General features: G+C 64.9%; 14 protein-coding genes and 1 tRNA gene. 7 read left to right on the top strand and 8 right to left on the bottom strand.

Annotation, left to right across the window (positions count from 1 at the left end):
* Positions 1-57 precede the first annotated feature (57 nt).
* Positions 58-3,441 carry a transglutaminase family protein gene (locus GJV26_RS10250; RefSeq protein WP_155708727.1) on the bottom strand — a complete coding sequence of 1,128 codons (3,384 nt, stop codon included), beginning with the start codon at positions 3,439-3,441 and terminating at the stop codon, positions 58-60.
* A gap of 171 nt (positions 3,442-3,612) precedes the next feature.
* On the opposite strand from GJV26_RS10250, the gene GJV26_RS10245 reads away from it, so the two are divergent.
* The 3 genes from GJV26_RS10245 (at position 3,613) to GJV26_RS10235 (ending at position 6,948) form a co-directional block, all read left to right on the top strand.
* Positions 3,613-5,025, top strand: coding sequence for a circularly permuted type 2 ATP-grasp protein (locus GJV26_RS10245; RefSeq protein ID WP_155708726.1), 1,413 nt, complete (start codon positions 3,613-3,615; stop codon positions 5,023-5,025).
* Position 5,026: 1 nt separating this feature from the next.
* A complete protein-coding gene (locus GJV26_RS10240) occupies positions 5,027-5,983 on the top strand; it encodes an alpha-E domain-containing protein (protein ID WP_155708725.1) in 957 nt (318 codons plus the stop codon).
* A 230-nt stretch (positions 5,984-6,213) separates the two neighbouring features.
* Positions 6,214-6,948 carry a transglutaminase domain-containing protein gene (locus tag GJV26_RS10235; protein ID WP_229419249.1) on the top strand — a complete coding sequence of 245 codons (735 nt, stop codon included), beginning with the start codon at positions 6,214-6,216 and terminating at the stop codon, positions 6,946-6,948.
* 70 nt (positions 6,949-7,018) lie between these two features.
* On the opposite strand, the gene GJV26_RS10230 is transcribed toward GJV26_RS10235, so the two are convergent.
* Both GJV26_RS10230 and GJV26_RS10225 read right to left on the bottom strand, forming a co-directional pair.
* Complete coding sequence (locus tag GJV26_RS10230; RefSeq protein ID WP_155708723.1) at positions 7,019-8,170, bottom strand: zinc-binding metallopeptidase family protein; 1,152 nt, start codon at positions 8,168-8,170, stop codon at positions 7,019-7,021.
* A 136-nt stretch (positions 8,171-8,306) separates the two neighbouring features.
* Positions 8,307-10,694, bottom strand: coding sequence for a TonB-dependent receptor (locus GJV26_RS10225; protein WP_155708722.1), 2,388 nt, complete (start codon positions 10,692-10,694; stop codon positions 8,307-8,309).
* Between the two features lie 254 nt (positions 10,695-10,948).
* On the opposite strand from GJV26_RS10225, the gene GJV26_RS10220 reads away from it, so the two are divergent.
* Positions 10,949-11,866 carry an SHOCT domain-containing protein gene (locus GJV26_RS10220; RefSeq protein WP_155708721.1) on the top strand — a complete coding sequence of 306 codons (918 nt, stop codon included), beginning with the start codon at positions 10,949-10,951 and terminating at the stop codon, positions 11,864-11,866.
* Between the two features lie 48 nt (positions 11,867-11,914).
* Here GJV26_RS10220 and GJV26_RS10215 read toward each other — a convergent pair whose 3' ends face one another.
* Both GJV26_RS10215 and GJV26_RS10210 read right to left on the bottom strand, forming a co-directional pair.
* Entirely contained in the window at positions 11,915-12,610 is a 696-nt protein-coding gene (locus tag GJV26_RS10215) for an SDR family NAD(P)-dependent oxidoreductase (RefSeq protein WP_216643207.1), read from the bottom strand.
* Positions 12,611-12,828: 218 nt separating this feature from the next.
* Positions 12,829-14,409 (bottom strand): isocitrate lyase, encoded by a 1,581-nt coding sequence (locus GJV26_RS10210; RefSeq protein ID WP_155708720.1) that lies wholly within the window; start codon positions 14,407-14,409, stop codon positions 12,829-12,831.
* Positions 14,410-15,487: 1,078 nt separating this feature from the next.
* Between GJV26_RS10210 and GJV26_RS10205 the strand changes: the two genes are divergently transcribed.
* Entirely contained in the window at positions 15,488-15,994 is a 507-nt protein-coding gene (locus tag GJV26_RS10205; RefSeq protein WP_443094237.1) for an EAL domain-containing protein, read from the top strand.
* Positions 15,995-15,998: 4 nt separating this feature from the next.
* Here the strand turns inward: GJV26_RS10205 and GJV26_RS10200 are convergent.
* A tRNA-Phe gene (locus GJV26_RS10200) sits at positions 15,999-16,074 on the bottom strand.
* 109 nt (positions 16,075-16,183) lie between these two features.
* Between GJV26_RS10200 and GJV26_RS10195 the strand changes: the two genes are divergently transcribed.
* A complete protein-coding gene (locus GJV26_RS10195) occupies positions 16,184-16,930 on the top strand; it encodes a YoaK family protein (protein ID WP_155708718.1) in 747 nt (248 codons plus the stop codon).
* Here GJV26_RS10195 and bamE read toward each other — a convergent pair.
* Entirely contained in the window at positions 16,927-17,946 is a 1,020-nt protein-coding gene (gene bamE / locus GJV26_RS10190) for an outer membrane protein assembly factor BamE domain-containing protein (protein WP_155708717.1), read from the bottom strand. The genes GJV26_RS10195 and bamE overlap by 4 nt on opposite strands.
* Before the next feature lie 106 nt (positions 17,947-18,052).
* Here bamE and GJV26_RS10185 point away from each other — a divergent pair, with 106 nt between their 5' ends.
* The gene (locus GJV26_RS10185; RefSeq protein WP_155708716.1) at positions 18,053-20,008 is read left to right on the top strand and encodes a hybrid sensor histidine kinase/response regulator; all 1,956 of its coding nucleotides are present in this window, start codon (positions 18,053-18,055) and stop codon (positions 20,006-20,008) included.
* A gap of 39 nt (positions 20,009-20,047) precedes the next feature.
* Here the strand turns inward: GJV26_RS10185 and GJV26_RS10180 are convergent, their stop codons facing one another.
* The gene (locus GJV26_RS10180) at positions 20,048-22,312 is read right to left on the bottom strand and encodes a sugar nucleotide-binding protein (RefSeq protein ID WP_155708715.1); all 2,265 of its coding nucleotides are present in this window, start codon (positions 22,310-22,312) and stop codon (positions 20,048-20,050) included.
* Positions 22,313-22,439 lie beyond the last annotated feature (127 nt).

Below are 22,439 nucleotides of genomic sequence, written 5' to 3'. Positions count from 1 at the left end.
GGGCGCCAGCGTGGGCATGGGCCCACGGCTGCTTTGCGGTTGGTACGGAACGATAGGTCAATATGCCTGCCAGCGCAAATCGAGCGTCATCGGGAAGCTCGGATTGCGCTCTTCCTTGTACACCGTCATCGGGCCCGGCGTGTGGCCATGCGGCCAGAACCGCGCGAAACGGCGCGCCTCGGCGGCATTGGCATTGACCGGCGATCCCTCTTCGCTGCGTCCGCCGGGATGCACCACGTGGTAGGTGCAGCCGCCGATCGCGCGGCCGCTCCAGGTATCGACCAGGTCGAACGTCAGCGGCGCCTGCACCTTGATGGTCGGATGCAGCGCCGACCACGGGCTCCAGGCACGGAAGCGCACGCCGGCCACGTATTCGCCGGGAATGCCGGTCGGATGCAGGGGCAGCATGCGGCCGTTGCAGGCGACCACGTGGCGGCCGTCCGTCAATCCGCGCACCAGCAACTGCATGCGTTCCACCGACGAATCGACATAGCGCGCGGTGCCGCCGGCGCTGACTTCCTCGCCGAGCACGTTCCATGGTTCGATCGCCTGGCGCAACTCCATTTCGACGCCCTCGTAGACGACGGTGCCGAAGCGCGGGAAGCGGAATTCGATGAACGGCTCGAACCAGTGATCCTCGAACGCGTAGCCGGCCGCGCGCAGGTCCCTGGCGACATCGCGGATATCCTGGGCAACGAAGTGCGGCAGCATCCAGCGGTCGTGCAGCGCGGTGCCCCAGTGCACCAGCTTGGCCTGGAACGGCTGGCGCCAGAAGCGTGCCACCAGCGCGCGCAGCAGCAGCATTTGCAGCAGGCTCATGCGCTCGTGCGGCGGCATCTCGAAGGCGCGGAATTCGACCAGGCCGAGGCGGCCGGTCGGCCCGTCCGGCGAATACAGCTTGTCGATGGAAAACTCGGAGCGGTGCGTATTGCCGGTCAGGTCGACCAGCAGGTTGCGCAGCAGGCGGTCGACGATCCATGGCTTGTCGCCTTCGTGCAGAGTGGGCAGCACCTGGTCCATCTGCTGGAAGGCGATCGCCAGTTCGTACAGGTTGTCGTCGCGCGCTTCGTCGACGCGCGGCGCCTGGCTGGTCGGCCCGATGAACGTGCCCGAGAACAGGTACGACAGGGCCGGGTGCACCTGCCAGTAGGTGATCAGGCTCTTGAGCAGGTCCGGCCGGCGCAGCATCGGGCTGTCTTCGGCGGTGGCGCCGCCGAGCGTGGCGTGGTTGCCGCCGCCGGTGCCGGTATGGCGGCCGTCGAGCATGAACTTCTCGGTGCCCAGCCGGGTCAGGCGCGCTTCCTGGTACAGCGTCGACACGTTGTAGACCAGTTCATTCCAGCTCGCCGCCGGATGGATGTTCACTTCGATCACGCCGGGGTCCGGCGTGACGCTGAGCAGCTTGATGCGCGGATCGCGCGGCGGCGCATAGCCTTCGATGCGCAGGCGCATCTTCAGCCGGGCGGCGGTGTTCTCGACCGCCGTGACCAGCGCCAGGTAATCCTCGATGCGCTTGAGCGGCGGCATGAAGATGTACAGTCGGCCGGCGCGCACCTCGATGCACAGCGCCGTGTGGATCACGTCGCGCGCATCCGGTTCGGCGGGGCGGGCGGGCGCCGGCGGCGCGGCGGGCTTCCTGGCCTTGTCCGCGGTCTTGTCCGCGCCTTTGCCGGCCGCCAGGCCCAGCACGGGCCGCTTTTCCTTTTCCTTTTCCTTCTTGCCGACCGGCAGGGCACCGCGCGGCGCGAACGGATCGACGTCGAAGTCCTCGTCGCGTTCCTCCGGCAGCACCCACGGCAGCGTGGCCAGCGGCAGCCGCAGGCCGATCGGCGAGTCGCCCTCGATCAGGTACAGGTGCTCGCGCCGCAGCGGCCATGGCGAGGTGCGCCAGCTGGTGCCGAGCATGACGGACGGATCGTAGTCCCGCGCCTTCAGAGGCAGCACGTAGCCGGCCACCCGGCCAAGGCCGCGTTCGAGCAGGCGCGCCAGCCGGCGGCGCTCTTCCGGGGCGTCCAGGTCGGCCTGCAACGGGTCCAGGTTGCGCGGCAGCGCCTGTTCGCGCTGGGCCTGCAGCAGCACGTCTTCATACGCGGGGATGGCGCTGTCGGCCGGCAGGCCGAGCGACTTGACCAGCTCGGCGGCGAAGCGGCCGGCGTCCTCGCTGCCATAGCCGTCGTCGACATGTTCGTCCGAGAACAGCGAGGCGTCGAGCCACATCGGCTGGCCGTCGACGCGCCAGAAGATGTTCAGGGCCCAGCGCGGCAGCGGCTCGCCCGGATACCACTTGCCCTGGCCGTAATGGAGCATGCCGCCCGGTGCAAAGTGGTTTTTCAGCCGGTGCATCAGGTTGCCCGCCAGCTCGCGCTTGCGGTCGCCGTGCGCGAGGGTGTTCCATTCCGCGCCGTCCATGTCGTCGATCGACACGAACGTGGGTTCGCCGCCCTGCGTCAGGCGCACATCCTGCTGTTTCAGGTCGGCATCGACCTGCTGGCCGAGGCGGTCGATCTTTTGCCAGTCTGTTTCGGAATACGGCTTGGTCACGCGCGGGTCTTCGTGGATGCGGGTGACCGTCATCTCGTGGAAGAACGTGACCTCGGCCTTGTCGGTGTAACCCGATACCGGCGCCGCCGAGGACGGCATCGCCGTGCAGGCGAGCGGAATGTGGCCTTCGCTGGCCAGCATGCCCGACGTGGGGTCGAGCCCGATCCAGCCGGCACCGGGAACATAGACCTCGGTCCAGGCGTGCAGGTCGGTGAAGTCTTCGGCCGGGCCGCTCGGGCCGTCGAGCGCTTCCTGGTCGGCGCGCAGCTGGATCAGGTAGCCCGAGACGAAACGCGCCGCCAGCCCCATCTCCCGCAGGATCTGCACCAGCAGCCAGCCGCTGTCGCGGCACGAGCCGGAACGCTTCTGCAAGGTCTCTTCCGGTGCCTGTACGCCGGGCTCCATGCGCAGCAGGTAGGCGATGTCGCGCTGCAGGCGCTGGTTGATCGCCACCAGGAAGTCGTTCGTCCCCATCGGCTGCGCCAGCAGGTCGCGGCGTGCGGCGGCGACCCATTCCTGCAGCAGCGGGCCCGATGGCTCCACCTGCAGGTAGGCGGTCAGTTCCGTGGTCAGCTGCGGCGGATACGCGAACGGAAACGTTTCGGCATATTTCTCGACGAAGAAATCGAACGGGTTAATGACGGTCATGTCCGCAACCAGGTCGACCGTGAATTCCAGCATGTCCGCTTTTTCGGGGAACACGAAACGGCCGATGTAATTGCCGTAAGGGTCTTGCTGCCAGTTGATGAAATGGTCTTGCGGCGTCACTGACAGCGAATACGACAGGACCGGCGTGCGGGCATGGGGCGCGGGCCGCAGGCGCACTTCGTGCGGCGACAGATTGACCAGGCGGTCATAGCGGTAACTGGTCTTGTGATGCAGCGCGATACGGATAGCCATGCGGGAATGCCTTTCGAGATGAGTCCGAGATTAGTCCGAGATTAGTCCGGGATTAGTCTGATATGTGAGCAGGTAAGCATGATCCATACCTGCAACTACAGCAACGGTACCTTATGTCGCGTGATAAACCTGGCACGTTTCTTGATAGCACTGCTGGGACAGGAGGAATCGATGCCGAACTTTTACGACGAGATGTATTCCACTGAAGCAACCGTACGGCCACATTATCATGCGTTCGCGGATTGGCTGGCACAGCAGCCCCCGCACTTGATCGACCAGAAACGGGCCGAAGCCGAACTGATCTTCCAGCGCGTGGGGATCACGTTTGCCGTCTATGGCGACAACGCCGGCAAGGAACGCCTGATCCCCTTCGACATCATCCCGCGCGTGATCGATGCCGCCGAGTGGGCCAGGCTGCAGGAAGGCCTGGTACAGCGCGTGACGGCGCTGAACCGTTTCCTGCACGATGTCTATCATGATCAGGATATCCTGAAAGCCGGCATCGTTCCGCGCGAACAGGTGTTGAACAACGCGCAGTACCGGCCGGCGATGCAGGGTGTCGAAGTGCCGTCCGATATCTATGCGCACATCGCCGGGGTCGACATCGTGCGGGCCGGCGCGGGCGAATTCTACGTCCTGGAAGACAACCTGCGGGTGCCCTCCGGCGTTTCCTACATGCTGGAAAACCGCAAGATGATGATGCGGCTGTTTCCCGCGCTGTTCGCCAGCAACCGGGTGGCGCCGGTCGACCACTATCCCGACCTGCTGCTCGACAACCTGCGCACCGTGGCGCCGCCCGGCATCAGCGATCCGACGGTGGTGGTGATGACGCCCGGCATGCACAACTCGGCCTACTTCGAGCACGCGTTCCTGGCCCAGCAGATGGGCGTGGCGCTGGTGCAGGGGCAGGACCTGTACGTGAAGGACGATACCGTCTACAAGCGCACCACGCGCGGCCCGAAGCGGGTCGACGTCATCTACCGCCGCATCGACGACGACTATCTCGATCCGCGCGCGTTCCGCGCCGATTCCACGCTGGGCGTGCCCGGCCTGCTCGACGCGGTGCGCGCAGGGCGGGTCGGCCTGGCGAACGCCATCGGCACCGGCGTTGCCGACGACAAGTCGATCTACCCGTTCGTGCCGGACATGATCGAGTTCTACCTGGGCGAGAAGCCCATCCTCAACAACGTGCCCACCTACCAGTGCAGGAAGCAGGAAGACCTGGCCTACACGCTGGCGCACCTGCCCGAGCTGGTGGTCAAGGAAGTGCACGGCGCCGGCGGCTACGGCATGCTGGTCGGCCCGGCCTCGACCCATGCCGAGATCGAGGCCTTCCGCGAGCGCCTGCTGGCCAACCCGGCAGGCTACATCGCCCAGCCCACGCTGGCGCTGTCGGCTTGCCCGACCTATGTCGAATCGGGCGTCGCGCCGCGGCATATCGACCTGCGCCCGTTCGTGCTGTCGGGCAAGAAGGTGACGATGGTGCCGGGCGGGCTGACCCGCGTGGCACTGCAGGAAGGATCGCTGGTGGTCAATTCGTCGCAGGGCGGCGGAACCAAGGACACCTGGATATTGGAGAACTAGCATGTTGAGCCGCACCGCAGATCATTTGTTCTGGATGGCCCGCTACACCGAGCGGGCGGAAAATACCGCGCGGATGCTCGATGTCCGCGTGCAATATTCACTGATGCCGCAATCGGCGCTTGCCGCCCAGCAGGGCTGGCGCACCATGCTGGGCGTTTCGGAACTGGACGCGCAATTTGATGCCAAGTACAGCGCACTGACCCAGAAAGAGGTGATCGACTTCATGGTGCGCGATCCGGACAACCCATCGTCGATTGCCAGTTGCCTGACGGGCGCGCGCGAAAATGCGCGCGCCGTGCGCGGCACATTGACCACGGAAGTGTGGGAAACCGAAAACACCACCTGGATCGAGCTGCAGCAGCACCTGAAGAACCGCATGTTCGAGCACCATCCGGGCCAGTTCCTGGAATGGGTCAAGCACCGCTCGCACCTGTCGCGCGGCGTCACGCTCGGCACCATGTTCCAGGACGAGGCGTTCAACTTCATCCGCCTCGGCACCTTCCTCGAACGGGCCGACAACACGGCGCGCATCCTCGACGTCAAGTTCAAGTTCCTGGCCTCCGACACGATCAAGGCGGGCGCCCAGGACGAATTCTATTACCTGGCGGCCCTGTTGCGCTCGGTGTCCGCGTTCGAGACCTATCGCAAGGTCTACCGCGACGCGATCACGCCCACGCGGGTGGCCGCGCTGCTGATCCTGCAGGCGAAAATGCCGCGTTCGCTGGTAGCGTGCATGGCCGCCGTGGTCGCCAACCTGCAGGAGGTGAGCAACGACCAGTCGCGCGAAACCGAACGCCTGGCCGGAAAGCTGCACGCCAAGCTGCAACTGGCGCTGATCGACGACATCCTGGAAGAGGGCCTGCATGAATTCCTCACGGCATTCCTGGCATCGATCGAACGGCTGGGCAATGGCATCAGCAGCGATTTCCTGCTGCCGGCGCCGGAAGTCGATGCCTGATGGCCGCGGCACGACGGCTGCCTCATGAAGCTGCTTCAGCACCATGCTGGCCACGATGTCTGCACCAATAATGCCCAAATATATTGTGCGCCGCACCAATATGAATAAAATTATAATTATTGCGCCATAGTGGTGCAATTGTGCCCAGCATGGAAAGCGAGCGTGCCATGTGGATAAGAACCGGTTGTTACCTCAGTTTCACCGTCGCCCACCCGGCGCCTTTCATCCTCATGCTGCGTCCGCGCAGCGGTGCACAGCAATGGGTGGCGCGGGAATCGTATACGTTGACGCCCAGCGTGCCGGTGCTTGAATTCACCGACGCCTACGGCAACCTGTGCCAGCGCCTGATCGCGCCGCAAGGCCAATTCTCGATTCATACCTCGGCCGATGTGCTGACCCCCGACGTCATCGATGTCGCGCCCGGTGCGCCGTTCGACGAAGTGCAGAACCTGCCCGATGCCGTGCTGACCTACCTGCTGCCGAGCCGCTACTGCGAGTCGGACCGCTTCTTCGACATGGCCAGCAGCATCGTGGCCGGCCTTGCTCCAGGATACGACCAGGTTGCCGGCATCTGCGACTGGATCCGGCGCCAGGTGCGCTACAACTCCGCTTCGAGCCACGGCCACATGGCCGCGACCGATGTCAACTTCCGGCGCGAAGGCGTGTGCCGCGACCTGGCGCACCTGGGCATCGCCCTGTGCCGCGGCCTGTGCATTCCGGCCCGCATGGTGGTGGGATACCTGCACGGGCTCGCGCCGATGGACCTGCATGCGTGGTTCGAGGCCTATGTGGGCGGCCGCTGGTACACGTTCGATCCGACCCAGGATGCGCCGCGCGGCGGCCGCGTGACCGTCGCCTATGGACACGACGCCGCCGACGTGGCGATCTTCAACCAGTTCGGCCCGGCGCTGGTGCCGCATCACATGCACGTAACGGTTCAATTGCTGGAAGCAGCGCCGGCCTGATCATGCGGGCCGGCAAGGATGCCCGGCCTTCGACCGGCCGGGCATTCAAGCCGGGCACAACAGGGGATGGTTACGATGCGGCGGGCGCATCGGCCGGCATGTTGGTCGGCACCTGCGCAGGCGCGTTTGCCGGTGCGCTGGCCTTTGCCAGCGCCTTCGCCTGCTTCATCTGGGCGCGCACCACCTTGTGCACGAATTCCAGCTTTTCCAGCACTGGCGTGCTGAGCTTGAACGGATAGGAATCCGGCGTGCCGATGCTGCGGTTCAGGCTGTTGAGCACGTAGGTCAGCGCGAACCAGTCGTTCAGGGTTTCGTCGAACGAATCGGTCCTGGTTGGCAGGGTCACGCTTTCCAGCGACGGCTCATCGGGTTTGCGGGGCGTGAGCGACAGGCCGCACGCATGCGCCGTTTCCAGCGTATCGAGCATGTGCAGGTAGTGGGCCCAGGTCTCGGCCCAGTCTTCCCACGGGTGCGAGCTGGCATAGCTGCTGACGAAGCGCGATTCCCAGTCGGCCACCGGGCCTTCGCTGTAGTGGCGTTTCAGCGCCTCGCCGTAATCCTGGCGCTCGTCGCCGAACAGGGCGCGGAAAGGCTCGATCCACTCGCTGTCGGCCACCAGCCGGTCGAAATAATAGTGCCCGCTTTCGTGGCGGAAGTGCCCCAGCAGCGTGCGATAACGCTCGTGCATCTGTTCGCGCGTGCGTTCGCGCTCGGCCGGGTCGGCTTCGGCGATGTTCAGGGTGATCAGCCCGTTGGCGTGGCCGGTCATCACGCACTGGTCCGTCACGCCGTCTTCCAGGAACTGGAACGCCAGGCCCGTTTCGGGCTCGGTCTCCTTCGATACCGGCGTCAGGCTCAGCGTGGCCAGCGAAAACAGCAGGCGGCGCTTGGCTGTTTCCAGGCGCGACCAGAGAACGCGGTTCTTTTCCGACGACAGCGCCGGAATGATGACGGTCAGCTGGCACGACTCGCACAGGTCGTGCGGGTCGTCCGCCGGCAGCACCCAGTTGCAGACATTGTGCTGCACGTAGTTGGCGCATGGTTTGTACAGCTTGCCTTCGTCCCTGCGGTTCAGGCTGCGCCATTGGCCTGTTTCCGTCTCTTCGAAGCTGTTGATGGAGCGGTGCAAGGGCTGGTAGCCCAGCTTGCTTTCGCAGTTGAAGCACAGGGTGTTCTCAAAAAAAACTTGCTGGGCGCACTTGTCGCAATGAAACGTTTTCATGGGGGCAGTACCAATAGATGAGAGGGAATAGATGAAGAGGTTGTGGGTGTTTTGTAATTAACAATCTAACAGCAAATTCGATTCCGATATCGCCGTGTCGGACAACGCCTCATCTATCGTGCGCACCCCCGCCGGACTAGAACCTGGCGGCCACGCTCATGCCGATACTGCGCGGCATCAGGCGGTAACCCTGCACGATGGAGGCCACCTGCGGATGCTGGATGATCGTGTCGTCGTCCAGCGCGTTCTTCACGAACAGGCTCAGCTTGTAGCGGTCGAGCGTGAGCCCGGCGCTCAGGTCCACCGTGTGGTATGCCGGCCGCTGGTAGTCGGTCTGTTCCGGATTGAGCGAGCCCTTGCTGGAGCCCACCCACTGCACGCCGCCCGCCACGAAGGCGCTCCTGTCGCCGAACGCGGCGAAGTTGTACTGCGCGCTGACGGCGGCGTTGTATTTCGGCACACCCTGCACCTGGGCACCCTGCACGGCGCCGATCACGCCGTTGCGTATCCCTTCGTCATTGGACAGTTCCGCCTTCACGTAGCCGCCCGAGGCGCTGAGCGTGAGGCCGGCGAACGGCCTGGCCTTGATGTCGAACTCGACGCCCTTGCTGACCGCGTCGCCGGCATTGGCGTTGTAGGTGTAGGCGCAGGTCGGCAGGTACACGCCTTGCTGGATATTGGTCCACTTGACGTAGAACACGTCGGCGTTGATCGACAGGCGGTTGTTCAGGAAGCGCGACTTGCTGCCCACCTCGTAGCTCCACAGGCTGTCCGGCGCGTAGGTGGCGGGGCCCTGTTCGAGCCCGTTCGCTTCCAGGTCGGGCGCGCAGGTGGTCGGCGGCACGAACACGTTCGATCCGCCCAGGCGAAAGCCCTTGGCGGCGGTGGTGTACACCGTGTGGGCCGGGTCGACTTCCCAGGTCAGCGCATACTTGGGCAGGAAGGCCGTGGAGGACAGGCGCGAGGAGCCCGTGTTGCCGGCTCCCGCCAGGTAAAGGCTGTTGCGCTGGTCCAGCGACGAGCTGCCCTTCAGGTAGCGCGCGCCGACGGTGGCATGCAGCGACGGCGTGAAATAGTAGTTCAGTTCGCCGAACACCGAGCTTTGCCTTTCGGTGTAGTGGAAGGTGCCGGAAAACGCGTTATCGCCGGGGAAGGAACCGGCATTGGCACCCGGCAGGATGTCCGGATCGCTGCTGCTGAAGCCGAATTGCGCGAAGGTGTCGTTCACGCCGAAGATCGGATCGTTTTCGTTGATGTCGGTGTGCTGCTTGGAGACATACAGGCCGCCCAGCCAGGTCAACGGCGAGCGCGCCGGATCGTAGGGCTTGGACGCCAGGCGCAGTTCCTGCGCCAGCTGGCGCACCCGGTTGTTCAGGTACACCGCCGACGGCAGCGCGGCGACCGCCTCGATCAGTTCCGGCGGCGCCGTGCCGCCATCTTCCGTCGACGTGAGGAAGGTCGACAGCGAATAGCTGTTGTACGCCGAGCCGTTCTGGGTGCGGTCGAACTTGCGCCGGAAGTGGCTGGTGCTCGACGTGAGGTCGGCCGCTCCCAGGTCCCAGCCGACCAGCACGTTCGCCGTCTGCAGGATATCCTTCGACGGTTCGCGCACCTGTTTCTGCGCCTGGTAGCGGGGCAGCTCGATATTGAATGCCGCAATATCCCTGGCATCCACCTTCTGGTAGTACACCGACGGCGTGACGGTCAGCGCGGCCGTCGGCTTCCACTTGAGCGCGATCCGCACTTCCTGGTCGTCGACCTTGTTGATATTACCGGCCAGCACACTGCCGCCATTGCCGACCTGGTCGATGAAGCCGCCGGCGCGCTGCGCCTGCACGCCGATGCGCAGCGCCAGCTCGTCGCGCACCAGCGGGATATTGGCCACCGCATTGGCCAGGTAGCCGGCGCTGCCGCCCTCCAGCGACGACGCCTCGGCATAGGTGCTGAACTCGCGCTCGGCCAGGTCCGGTTCGTTCGGCACGAACTTGATGGTGCCGCCCATCGAGCTGGCGCCGTACAGCGTGGCCTGCGGCCCGCGCAGCACTTCCACCCGGTCGATATCGAAGAATTTCGGCTCCACCGCGCCCATCGTGTAGACATTGCCGACCGTGAGCGACACATCGCCCAGGTAAATGCCGACGGTGGCGGCGCCGGCGCCCGAGCTGATGCCGCGGATCTCGATGTTGGACGTGCCGGGTCCGGCGCCGCCATTGCCGGTGGCGGCGGTGAACGAAATATTCGGCACCGTGCGGGTCAAGTCGGTGATGTCGTTGACGTGCTGCGCCTGCAGCTGCGCGCCGCTGATGGCGGAGATGCTCATCGCGACCTTGTTGGGGTCTTCCTTGCGCTTCTGCGCGGTGACGGTGACGATCTCGATCTGTTCCGACAATGCGACCGGTCGCGCCTGGCCCGCGCTGTCCGGCGCGTCGGCGGCTTGCGCGAACGCCGTGCCGGGCAGGGTGGCTGCAAGGGGGCACAGGGCGGCAAAGGCATAGCTCAGCGCTGCAGGCGGGCGGATTGTCATGCGCATCCTTCATGGTTGGAGACCGGTGGGGCCGAATGTCGGCCGGCGAGAAGCGTCAAAGAATTCTAGCAATAAGGATGCCAGTATTTTTGCCGCACCGGCGCGGCCTGTTCGCGCCGTACCGGATTGACCACGGCGGTGCCGAAGAAAGGCGGGCCGGCGTGCTATCTTGTTAAGGTCATAAGGTCAGGTGCCTGGCCCGTCGTCAGGCGCGATCTCCGCGGCAGCAATCAATTCAACGTCAGGAAACGAGCATGCAACAACTTTCTCCAGCGGGGCAGCAGGTCATCGACGACATTGCCAGGCGTTACGGATACAGCACCGATGCGGTCCTCAGCATGCTGCAATCGGTCATCAACGGCAATGGCAGGATGGCGCAATTCAACCACCCGGAATTCTCCGGCTCCGGCCAATGGATGAGCGGCGGCATGACGATGGTGTCCGACATGTTCAACAACAACCTCAAGAACAGTGTGAGCAACCTGTGTTCCGAGCTGTCGCAGCTGGTCACGGCGCAGCCCGACCTGCTCCGGAGCGGCAGCTTCCAGTCGCAAAGCCAGGGCGGGCAGCAGCAGGACAGCTATTCCGGCGGAACGCATTACGGGGCAGGGCAGGGCGGGGCCGCCGGCGGCGCCAGCCTGTTCGTGCCGCCCGCGCCCGGCAGCAATGTGGACTGGTGGGGGGCCGACCTGCGCTGGCCCAACAGCACCGGCGCCCAGAACGGCGTGCGGTATGCCTACTTCGCACAGGCGCGCCGCCTGGCCATCGAAGTCAACGGCAGGGTCACGATCTACGACACGCTGGACCACCAGATCGGCGGCTTTTCCCAGCAACAATCGTATGGCGGCTCGCTCGGCTTCAACAGCCAGCATGGCCTGATCGATGTGGCACGCCTGCCGATCGTGTCTGTCGATGGCGTGGTGCAGGAATCAGGAGCAGGATCTGGGCCAGGAGCCGGGGCAGGCTACGCGCCGGCTCAGGCATCGGGCCAGGCAGCGCCGGCGGCACAGGGAGCAGCGCCGGGTGTGTCACCGCAGCGTGGCGCCACGGGCAATGCGAAGGACTCGGATATTTTCGCAACGATCGACAAGCTTGCCGAACTGCGCAGCCGGAACATCCTGACGGACGCCGAATTCGATGCGAAGAAGGCCGAATTGCTGGCCCGCCTGTAACGCGGGGCGCGGTCGAATTGCGCGCCGCGGAACGGTGGCCGCCTCCCCCTACCAGGGCAGTTCCGCACCGTTATAGGACCGGAACGAGCCGCTGTCGGCAGGCGCCAGCGCATCGATTACCCGCAGCATGTCGGCGGCGGCATCCTGGGCGGGTCGCCCGATGGTCTCGCCCCGGAACGGTTGCGACAGGCGTGAGTTCACGGTGCCCGGATGCAGTGCCACCAGCACACTGTCTTTCCGGGTGCGCGCGACTTCGATCGCGGCGGTCCTGACCAGCATGTTGAGGGCGGCCTTGGAAGCGCGATAGCTGTACCAGCCACCCAGCCGGTTATCGCCGATGCTGCCCACCTTCGCCGACAGCATGGCCATGATCGCGCGCTCGCCGGCCAGCAGCGGAACGAAATGGCGCATCACCAGCGCGGGGCCGAAGGTGTTCGCCTGGAAGGTTGCCTGCATCTGCGGGTAATTCAGGTCGGCCAGGCGTTTCTCCGGCATCATTCCTTCATTGTGCAGGATGCCTGCCGCATTGATGATCAGGTGGTAGCGCCTGCTGCCGCCAAGGACGCGTGCCGCTTCGGCGACGCTGTGTTCGTCGGCGAAGTCGATGGGCGGCATCGACCGGCGATGCAGGCCCTGGACCGATGCGCAGCGCGGCGAATTTCCGAGCAGGTCGACAAAGGCCGCCCCGATCGTGCCCGATGCGCCGATGACCAATGCGTGAAACCCGTGGGGAAGACTGTTCATCATGATGGCTTGCTCCGTCGTCGACAGGACAGCAGTGTAACGCCATGGCGCAACGCAAAACGCCACCCGAAGGCGGCGTTTTGTTTTTCCTGGCGGCCCGGCTTGTAATCGGGCTGCCGGTACAAGGATGTTCAATCCTCTGCCGTGTTGTCCGGGATCTCCGGCCAACGGGCAGGATGACAAGGGACCGGTGCCTTGTTCAAGCCGGTCCCGGCATGTCAGAACTGGTTCATCGTGTTGTGCTTGCCGGAGGCTTTCAGCGCCGCTTCGCCGCTGAAGTATTCCTTGTGATCGTCGCCGATGTCCGAACCCGACATGTTCTGGTGCTTGACGCAGGCGATGCCTTCGCGGATTTCCTTGCGCTGGACGCCGGCGACATAGCCCAGCATGCCTTGCTCGCCGAAGTATTCCTTCGCCAGGTTGTCGGTCGACAGTGCCGCGGTATGGTAAGTCGGCAGCGTGATCAGGTGATGGAAGATGCCGGCTTCGCGCGCGGCGTCGGCCTGGAACGTGCGGATTTTTTCATCCGCGGCGATCGCCAGTTCGGTGCCGTCGTATTCGACGCTCATCAGCTTGGAGCGCTCATACGCGGACACATCCTTGCCTTCGCTCTTCATGCTGTCGTAGGCCTGCTGGCGGAAGTTCAGGGTCCAGTTGAACGACGGGCTGTTGTTGTACACCAGCTTGGCGTTTGGAATCACCTTGCGGATTTCGCTCACCATGCCGCCGATCTGGGCGATGTGCGGCTTTTCGGTCTCGATCCACAGCAGGTCGGCGCCGTTCTGCAGCGAGGTGATGCAGTCCAGCACGCAACGTGCTTCGCCGGTGCCGGCACGGAACTGGAACAGGTTGCTCGGCAGGCGCTTCGGGCGCACCAGCTTGCCGTCGCGCTTGATGACGACATCGCCGTTGTTCATCGACTCGGTCGAGACTTCTTCCACGTCCAGGAACGAGTTGTATTGATCGCCCAGGTCGCCGGGCTCGCGGGTGAAGGCGATCTGCTTGGTCAGGCCGGCACCCAGCGAATCGGTCCGCGCCACGATCAGGCCATCGTCCACGCCCAGTTCCAGGAACGCATAACGAACGGCACGAATCTTGGCGAGGAAATCCTCATGCGGCACGGTGACCTTGCCATCCTGGTGGCCGCACTGCTTTTCATCGGAAACCTGGTTCTCGATCTGGATGCAGCAGGCACCCGCCTCGATCATCTGCTTGGCCATCAGGTAGGTGGCTTCGGCATTGCCGAAACCGGCGTCGATGTCGGCGATGATCGGCACGACATGCGTGACGTGGTTGTCGATCTGCTCCTGGATCGCCTGCCTCGCGGCGCCTTCGGCCCCGTCCAGCTGGCGGAACAGGCCGCCCAGCTCGCGCGCATCGGCCTGGCGCAGGAAGGTGTACAGCTCGCGGATCAGGCCGGCAACGGCCGTTTTTTCGTGCATCGACTGGTCGGGCAGGGGGCCGAACTCGGAACGCAGGGCGGCAATCATCCAGCCGGACAGGTAGAGGTAGCGGCGGTCGGTGTTGTTGAAGTGCTTCTTGATCGAAATCATCTTCTGCTGGCCGATGAAGCCGTGCCAGCAGCCGAGCGACTGGGTGTATTTCGATGAGTCGGCATCGTAGTTCGCCATGTCGTCGCGCATGATCTTCGCCGTGTACCGGGCGATATCGAGGCCCGTCTTGAACCGGTTCTGGGCGCGCATGCGTGCGGCGGACTCGGGATTGATCGCGTTCCAGGCGCTGCCTTCCTTGTCCTTCAGGGCAGCGATGGCTTGGATATCGTCTTGATACTGTGGCATGTGAATCTCCCGGGTAGATAAAAGGATCAAAAAATCGTATCTTCGTGTGGTCGGGCCTGCTCACTGTCCGGTTTCGGGAACGGTGAATAAAGCAAAACTCCATGTACACAGAATAGTCGTTTTTCGGTGAGGATGTGAGTCTTATATAAGACAGATGACTAAATTTATTTTGATATGAAACAAAGACTTATCATGCAAGTTCCATGATGTGAAATAACTATTCAAGAAATGGAATGAGGCAACGGTTTGTCTCGCGGCGAGAGTCCACATTGTGAAATGAATTTTCAGTTGCAGGGAAATGAAGCATCGTGTCGAGCATGCCAGGCGCCGCGGCAGAGCGGACCCGGATCCCCCAGGGAGGTGATTCATGCAAGCCGCCAGCGGTGGGTATAGACTGGATCCTGCAACAACCTCGTAACAATCAACATCCTGGGAGGCAATATGCCCTGCGTTGATCATGACTATAGAAATTGCCCCGCCTATATAGAATTGCGCGATGGCCAGAAATGCAAGCAACCTGGATGCCAGCGTCAAAAGGCGCTCCTGCAGAGTGCTCCGGCCTTGTTCGAGCATGTCGACGATGACCTGGACAGCGTTGTCATTCCCGGCAAGACCGGAGGAAGGCAGGGCACGATCTAGATTGCTCGCCGAACCAGCTCGCTCACCGGTCTTGTCGCCTTACTGCAGGCGAACGCATGTGGGAAACGGGCAGGAGGCTTTCCTGTTCCGCAAACAAAAACGCCACCCGAAGGTGGCGTTTCAACTACCGCTGAACTCCTGGCGGACCAGGGTGAAATCGCCACAGGCACAACGATGCTCAATCTTCCGCTTGCCGACAGGCGACCAGGCGGCTGGCCGCCTGTCGGTAAAGCCGCGGGAACTATGGGTTCTGCCACAAATCCAATGAAATCGGTCGCGGTTTTTGCCCGGTGGATGTCGGCACCGTGTCGCGGCGGGCGCCTGCGCTTCTCGGCGCGGACTGCCTGGCCGTCCGGATCGGATGCCACGGAAAAGGAGGAGTGACGGCCATGCAGCAAGCTGCGCCGGATGGAACGATTCCGGCTGAACTGGAACAGAGCTGGAAATCGAAGTGACCGAGTCGTGCGTCATGCGCGATCTAGGCCAGACCCAGAGCGTTCTGCGATCCCTTAACGATCGTGGCATTTCCACTTCGCTGGACGATTTCGGCGCAGGCTATTCGTCGCTCAGTTACTTGCGACAACTGCCGCTGCAGTGCCTGAAGATCGACCAGTCCTTTGTGCAGACCATGCTGACTGATCCGAACGCGGGGAAGCTCACCCAGGCCATCATTGCCATGGGAATCGCCCTGGACATGGTCATCGTGGCCGAGGCGTGGAAACCAGGGAACAGATGGACTGGCTGCTCGCCCATGGCTGTCACATCGGACAGGGTTATTTTTCAGCCCGCCCGTGCCGCCGGAAGATGTGCACGATGTCATCGAGCGGGTCGAATTGCGGCTGCTCGCCTGAGCATTGCGCGCGCGGTCATGCATGTTGCGGCAGGAACCCGGCTTTCCGTGAGCGGAATGAAAAACGCCGACCTGCATGGGTCGGCGTTTTCCTGAATCTTGGTGGCCCGGGGCGGAATCGAACCACCGACACAAGGATTTTCAATCCTCTGCTCTACCAACTGAGCTACCAGGCCAAGGCGCGCAATTATAGCAGCCCTGTTGCGGGTTTGCCTAGTCCCATCTCTCGACTGTTGACCGGCAGCCGGCCACGGGTGTAATTTGGGCTTTTGCGCGGAGTTCCGGATGCCGATCAACTATGCCCGCCGCCTCACCGGCCGCCAGCGCGAGGCGCGCGGCAACCGGCAGCTCGGCATGGTGCTCGCCTTCGTGGCCGGCGCGGCCAATGCCGGCGGCTATGTCGCCGTTCACCGGTACACCTCGCACATGACGGGCATCGTCTCCGCGATGGCCGACGACGTGGCGGCGGGCGCCTTCGGCCTTGCCGTGGCGGGGCTCGGCGTGCTGGCCGCCTTCGTCGCCGGCGCGGCGAGCTGCGCGCTGATCGTCAACTATGCGCGAAGGCGCGAGCTGCACAGCCTGTATGCGCTGCCGCTGCTGTTCGAAGCGGTGCTGCTGCTGGCGTTCGGCATGCTCGGGACATGGCTGGCCTCTGTAGCGCTGGTGATCGTGCCCGCCACGGTCACGCTGCTGTGCTTCATGATGGGCTTGCAGAACGCCGTCATCACGAAGCTCTCGAACGCCGAGATCCGCACCACGCATGTCACCGGGATGATGACGGACATCGGCATCGAGCTGGGCAAGGCGCTCTACCCGAACCGCGCGGGCAGCGCGGCGCCGGTCGTGGCGAACCGGGACCGCCTGCGCCTGCTTGCCACGCTCGCGCTGTGCTTTTTCACCGGTGGCGTGGCCGGTGCCATCGGCTTCGCGCGGCTGGGCTATGCGGCCACGGTGCCGCTGGCATTGACGCTCGTGCTGCTGGCCATCGTGCCGGTCGTGGACGATCTGCGCCAGCGGCGCATGTACTTTTAAGGAAGCGTACGTCCGCGCAGCCGGCTCTTGAGTACCAGTCCGCCGGCATCGAACAGCACCAGGTATTCCGGCCTGCTTTCGGAGTGCCGGTCGTCGGAGCGGGGATACAGCCAGGCTTCGCGGCCATCCCGGAACGCGACCGTGGTGCCGGGGCCGAGCAGGGCACGCACCTGTTCGCGGGTCTGCCCGGCCGTCACGCCGGGTACCGCGGGCGCACCCGCCGGCGCCGGATCATCCATGTATTCGAACGACAGCAGCGTGTCGTCCGGCCAGGCGCGGTCCCATATCGGCGCGTGGAAGGCGCGGTCGAGCAGCACCTGGCAATCGCAATACGGCAGGTCCGCCGCCTGTACGCTGCCGCCGGCATACACGGAACGCAGCGGTGCCGGCACGGCGCCGCCGCCGCCGGAATGCAGCGTCATCGCGAACACCGGGCGCGCGGTGAAGAACAGGTAGCGCCCATCCGGGTCTTCGCACACCCGGTCGGGATTCGACAACAGCTCGCCCAGCCACGCGAACAGGTGCGCGTTGTTCGATACCAGTCCCGCTTCCATGCCCACGCGGCATTCCAGGCGCAGGTCGCCCAGCCGCCGCATCCCTTCCGGCACGCCGGGGCTGCGCACCTCCGCGCGCCACGTCATGCTGGCGGTGCGGCGGTTGGCCACCAGCGCCGCGTCCTCGCGCCACGCGCGTTCGTCGCGCGCCAGGGTAAAGGTATTGTCGGCGTCGACCGGTACCGGGAGGCCCAGCGTGTCGCCCACCACCTTCATCTCGATGTCTTCCATGCGCGTGCCGGGCAGCCGCGGCAGCAGGCGAAAGCGCAGCGCCGCACCCAGTGCCAGCGCCGGCGCTTCGCGTGCGAAGCGGTCCATGCCGCGGATCATGCGGCGATAGGATTTGTCGACCGGATCGCGGGTCGACGTCACGGCAACGCTTGGCATTGCCTGGGCGGCGGCCGGCGCGGTCCAGAGTGACAGGAGCACCGGGAGTACCAGGGTGTAGCCGTATTGCAACATGCAATCCTCCGTGTCCTGAACAGGCCCGATGCCGCGCGTGTGTCCCCCATATGCTCGCACGGTTGGCGGTACAATCGCCGCATAATAATCCACAGCGAAAGACCCGATGAGCGAAAACTCACTCACCAGCTCGTCGCTGCCCCCGCCCCGCAAACCTGTCTTGCCCGACTTCCAGCAGCGCTACGAGCTGCTGGTCGCCAGCATCAGCGACTACGCGATCTACATGCTGGATACGGAAGGTTATGTCAGCAGCTGGAACGCCGGCGCCGAGCGTTTCAAGGGGTACAAGGCGCACGAGATCATGGGGCATCACTTCTCCCGTTTCTACACGGAGGAAGACCGCGCCGCCGGCCTTCCCGCCAGGGCGCTGGCAGCGGCGCGCGACGAAGGCCGCTTCGAAGGCGAAGGCTGGCGCGTGCGCAACGACGGCACGCGCTTCTGGGCCAGCGTGGTCATCGACCCGATCCGCAACGGCGCCGGCGAGCTGCTCGGCTTTGCCAAGATCACGCGCGACATCACCGATCGCCGCGCCGCCCAGGAGGCGCTGCGGCAGAGCGAACAGCATTTCCGCCTGCTGGTGCAGGGCGTGACCGATTACGCGATCTACATGCTGTCGCCGCAGGGAGAGATCACCAACTGGAACGTGGGCGCGCAGCGCATCAAGGGTTATTCGCAGGAGGAAGTGCTCGGCAGCCATTTCCGCCGCTTCTTCACCGACGAGGACCGCGCCGCCGGAACGCCGGAGCGGGCGCTGGAAACGGCCGCGCGGGAAGGGCGCTATGAAAGCGAAGGCTGGCGCATGCGCCGCGACGGCACGCGCTTCTTCGCCCATGCCGTGATCGACGCCATCCACGACGAGCAGCGCACCCTGATCGGCTTTGCGAAGATCACGCGCGACGTGACCGAGCAGCGCGCCACGGCCGCCTCGCTCGAGCAGACCCGCAACGCGCTGTTCCAGGCGCAGAAGATGGAAGCCATCGGCCAGCTCACCGGCGGCGTGGCGCACGACTTCAACAACCTGCTGGCCGTGCTGTCCTCCGGCGTCGACATCATGCATGCGCAGCAGCCGGGTCCCACCACGCTGCGCGTGCTCGACAGCATGCGCCGCGCCATCGACCGCGGCGCGCTGCTGACGCAGCAGCTGCTGTCGTTCGCGCGCCAGCAGCCGCTGTCGGCCGCCTTGCACCAGGCCAATGCGCTGATCGGCAGCTTCGAGCAGGTGCTGCGCCGCGCCAGCGGCCCGCAGGTATCGTTCATCTTCGACCTGGCCCCGCGGCTGGCCAGCATCGTCGTCGACGAAGCCCGCTTCGAAGCCACGCTGCTGAACCTTGTGGTCAACGCGCGCGATGCGATGCCGGCCGGCGGCACGCTGACGCTGGAAACGCGCAACGTGCGGCTCGCCGAGAACGAGGTGGGCACGCTGCCGGTCGGCGAGTACGTGCGCGTGACGGTACGCGATACCGGTACCGGCATGACGCCGGAAGTCCTGATGCGCGCGTTCGAGCCGTTCTTCACGACCAAGCCGGTCGGCAAGGGCACGGGCCTGGGCCTGTCGCAGGTTTACGGGTTCATCACGCAATCGGGCGGCGACGTGCAGATCCGCACCGAGCTGGACAAGGGAACCGCGATCAGCGTGTTCCTGCCGGCGCAGCAGGGCGGCATCGAAGAAGCTCCCGAGGCGAAGCCGCATGCCGAGCGCGTGCTGGTCGTGGAAGATGACCAGCTCGTGATGGCGGTGGCCTGCGACCTGTTCGAAACGATGGGTTACGATGTGCTGAGCGCGCCCGACGGCGTGGCCGCGCTGCGCCTGCTGGAACAGCATGGCACGATCGATACGGGCGTCGATGTGCTGTTCACCGACCTGATGATGCCGAACGGGCTGACCGGGCTGGAACTGGCGCGCATCGTGCGCGAGCGCTGGCCGGGCATCAAGATCATCATCGCTTCCGGCTACCCGCAGCAGGCGCTGCAGGGCGAACCGGCGGATTTGCGGGATTTCGATTTCGTCGGCAAGCCATACCGGCTGGCGGACCTGGCGCGGCACCTGCGCGCCGCGGGGTGACCGCAGGGTGCCCCTGCAACGGGGCGCCCTGCAGCGAAATCAGCTGCTGCCGTAGTGTGCCGCCTGCGCGGCACCCACATGGGTGTCGCCCTGGCGCCGCACTTCTTCCACCGACTTCAGGTAGCGTTGCAGCGCATCGTCCAGCGTCGGCAGCAGCGTGCCCCGTTCGCTGGCCAGCGCCGAATAGCGCGGCTGTGGCGCCTGGCCTTCCAGCGCGGTCGCCGGCTGCGCATCGACGAGCGCATCGACAAGCGCATCGTCCAGTCCGGCCAGCGTGCCCACGCGCCGTGCCAGGTCGGCCCACGATACCGGCTCGCCGTTCGACAGGTGCCAGATGCCGTGCTCGCCGTCGATCAGCAGGTCGAGGCAGGTCTGCACCAGGTCCGGCACGTAGGTGGGCGACACCACCAAGTCGCTGGCGGCCGTGAACGTGCGGCCTTCCTGCAGCGCCTGCAGCGCCTGCGTCACGAAGTTATGGCGGTCCCACGGGCCGAAGAATGCGCTGGTGCGCACCATCAGCACGTCGGGATTCACCGCCAGCACGCGCCGCTCCGCTTCCGCCTTGCTCTGGCCATACACGTTCAGCGGCGCCACAGGGTCGCTTTCCACATAGGCGGCGCCCTTCGAGCCGTCGAACACCAAGTCGCTCGAGAAGCTCAGCAGGCGGATCGCGTGGCGCGCGCAGGCATTGGCCAGCACCACCGGCCCGTGCGCGTTTTCACGCAGGCAGCGGCCCGAGTCCTGCTCGGCGTCGTGCACCCGCACGTAGCCGCCGGCATTGATGATGGCCCACGGCCGGTGCAGCCGCACCGCGGCTTCCACCGAAGCCGGATCGGCAATATCCATCTCCTGCCGCGTGAGGACCTTGAATGCCAGGTTGCGCTCCTCGCAGATGCGGGCGAAGGCGCTGCCCAGCGTGCCGGTGGCGCCGCTGATCAGGATCGGCTGCACCGGGCGGTGCGCGTGGTGGCGCTCCGCCGGCAGTGCCGCCACGGTGGCGCTGGTGGCCACCGGCGGGCACAGGAAGCGGCCCGGCCGGCGCCACCAGCCCAGGCCCTGCAACACGGGCGACGACGGCGTGCGGCCGCTGGCCAGCTCCTGCATCAGCCGCGCCAGCGCGGTGGGGCGCGGCTCGGGCGAGCGCAGGTCGTAGGCGCCGTTTTCGTAGTAGCCGCGGCATTCGGTGACGAGGCAGTTCCAGTCATACGAGCCGAGCAGCGACCACACGGTGACGGCGCGCAGGTCGGCGCCCTTGCGGCGCACGTCGTGCGCCGCATTCCACACTTCGTACAGCCAGCGCAGCTGGTCTTCGCGGTTGGCGTCGATGTGCGCCTCGGTCACCGCCATCGGCAGGCCGTAGCGCTCCCAGGTTTCTTCCAGCAGCGGACCGATGCCGGGCGTGGGCGTGGCCAGCGCGCGGGCCGTTTCGATGTCGGCAAAGCCGTGCGGGCCCACGTGCTGGGCCGGATAGCGGTCGCCCCGGTGATCGAGCCAGCGCTCGCTGGTGATGTAGTAGTTCAGGCCCATCACGTCCGGCGGGCAGGGGTTATCGCGGAACCACAGCACGTCTTCGGCGGGAATGCCGCTCTTCAGGAAGTAGTTCCACAGCGTGTGGTCTTCGTCGATCATGCCGCACAGCAGGTCCCAGGCGAGCCAGCGGCGCTCGTTATAGAAGTCGGCCCACTCGGCCATTTCCGGCGTGCTATAGGTCTTGCCCAGGTCGTCTGTCTGCACCAGCTTGGCGTTGGGATTGACCTCGCGGATCGCCCGCATCGACAGCACCACGCCCTTGCACTGGTTGATCAGCGCCTGCAGGAACGTGAGATCGTCGCGGCCATGGGGGTACCATACGCCATACAGGCCGGCGAAACGCGCCGTGGTACAGGGTTCGTTGACGGGCGTGTAGTACTCCACCCAGGGGAAGCGGCGCGCCACCGCGCCGGCGAATTCGGCCAGCCTGGGGCCGAACTCGGGATCGACAAGGCTGGTATCGCGCGGGCCGCTGCCGTGGTGCACCAGGCCCACGATCGGGTTGACGCCCAGGTCGCGCAGTGCCGGCAGGCGCTCGTCCGCCCATGTCCAGTCGGCGTTTTCAATGCCATCGGGAGCCGTGAGCTCCCACAATACAGGGTAACGGATTGCGGTGATGCCCAGTGCCGCGAAGCGGTCCAGGTCGCCCATCCGCTTGCCGTGTCCGTTCTGGTCCATCTGGCTGAAATATTGATCGCGCACGCGGTTGACCGTTCCTTCCAGTCCGCCCCAAAGCTCGATCCCCCGGGCAGGGAATGCGTCATCTTTTTTCATATAGTCGGTGAGCTAGTCGAACGAGCGGCAAAGTATGGCAAAAAAATTAAAATCCTGGCGCCGTATTGCCGGGCGTCACTGAACAGTTGCGCCGATCCACGTGTTGCCCGGCGCGGTTCGCGGCGGC

The sequence above is a fragment of the Pseudoduganella dura genome, assembly GCF_009727155.1.
In the GTDB taxonomy this organism is placed as follows: Bacteria; Pseudomonadota; Gammaproteobacteria; order Burkholderiales; family Burkholderiaceae_D; genus Rugamonas; species Rugamonas dura.
The sequence above is the reverse complement of the archived record's forward strand: the minus strand, read 5'-3'. Positions and strand labels throughout refer to the sequence as shown.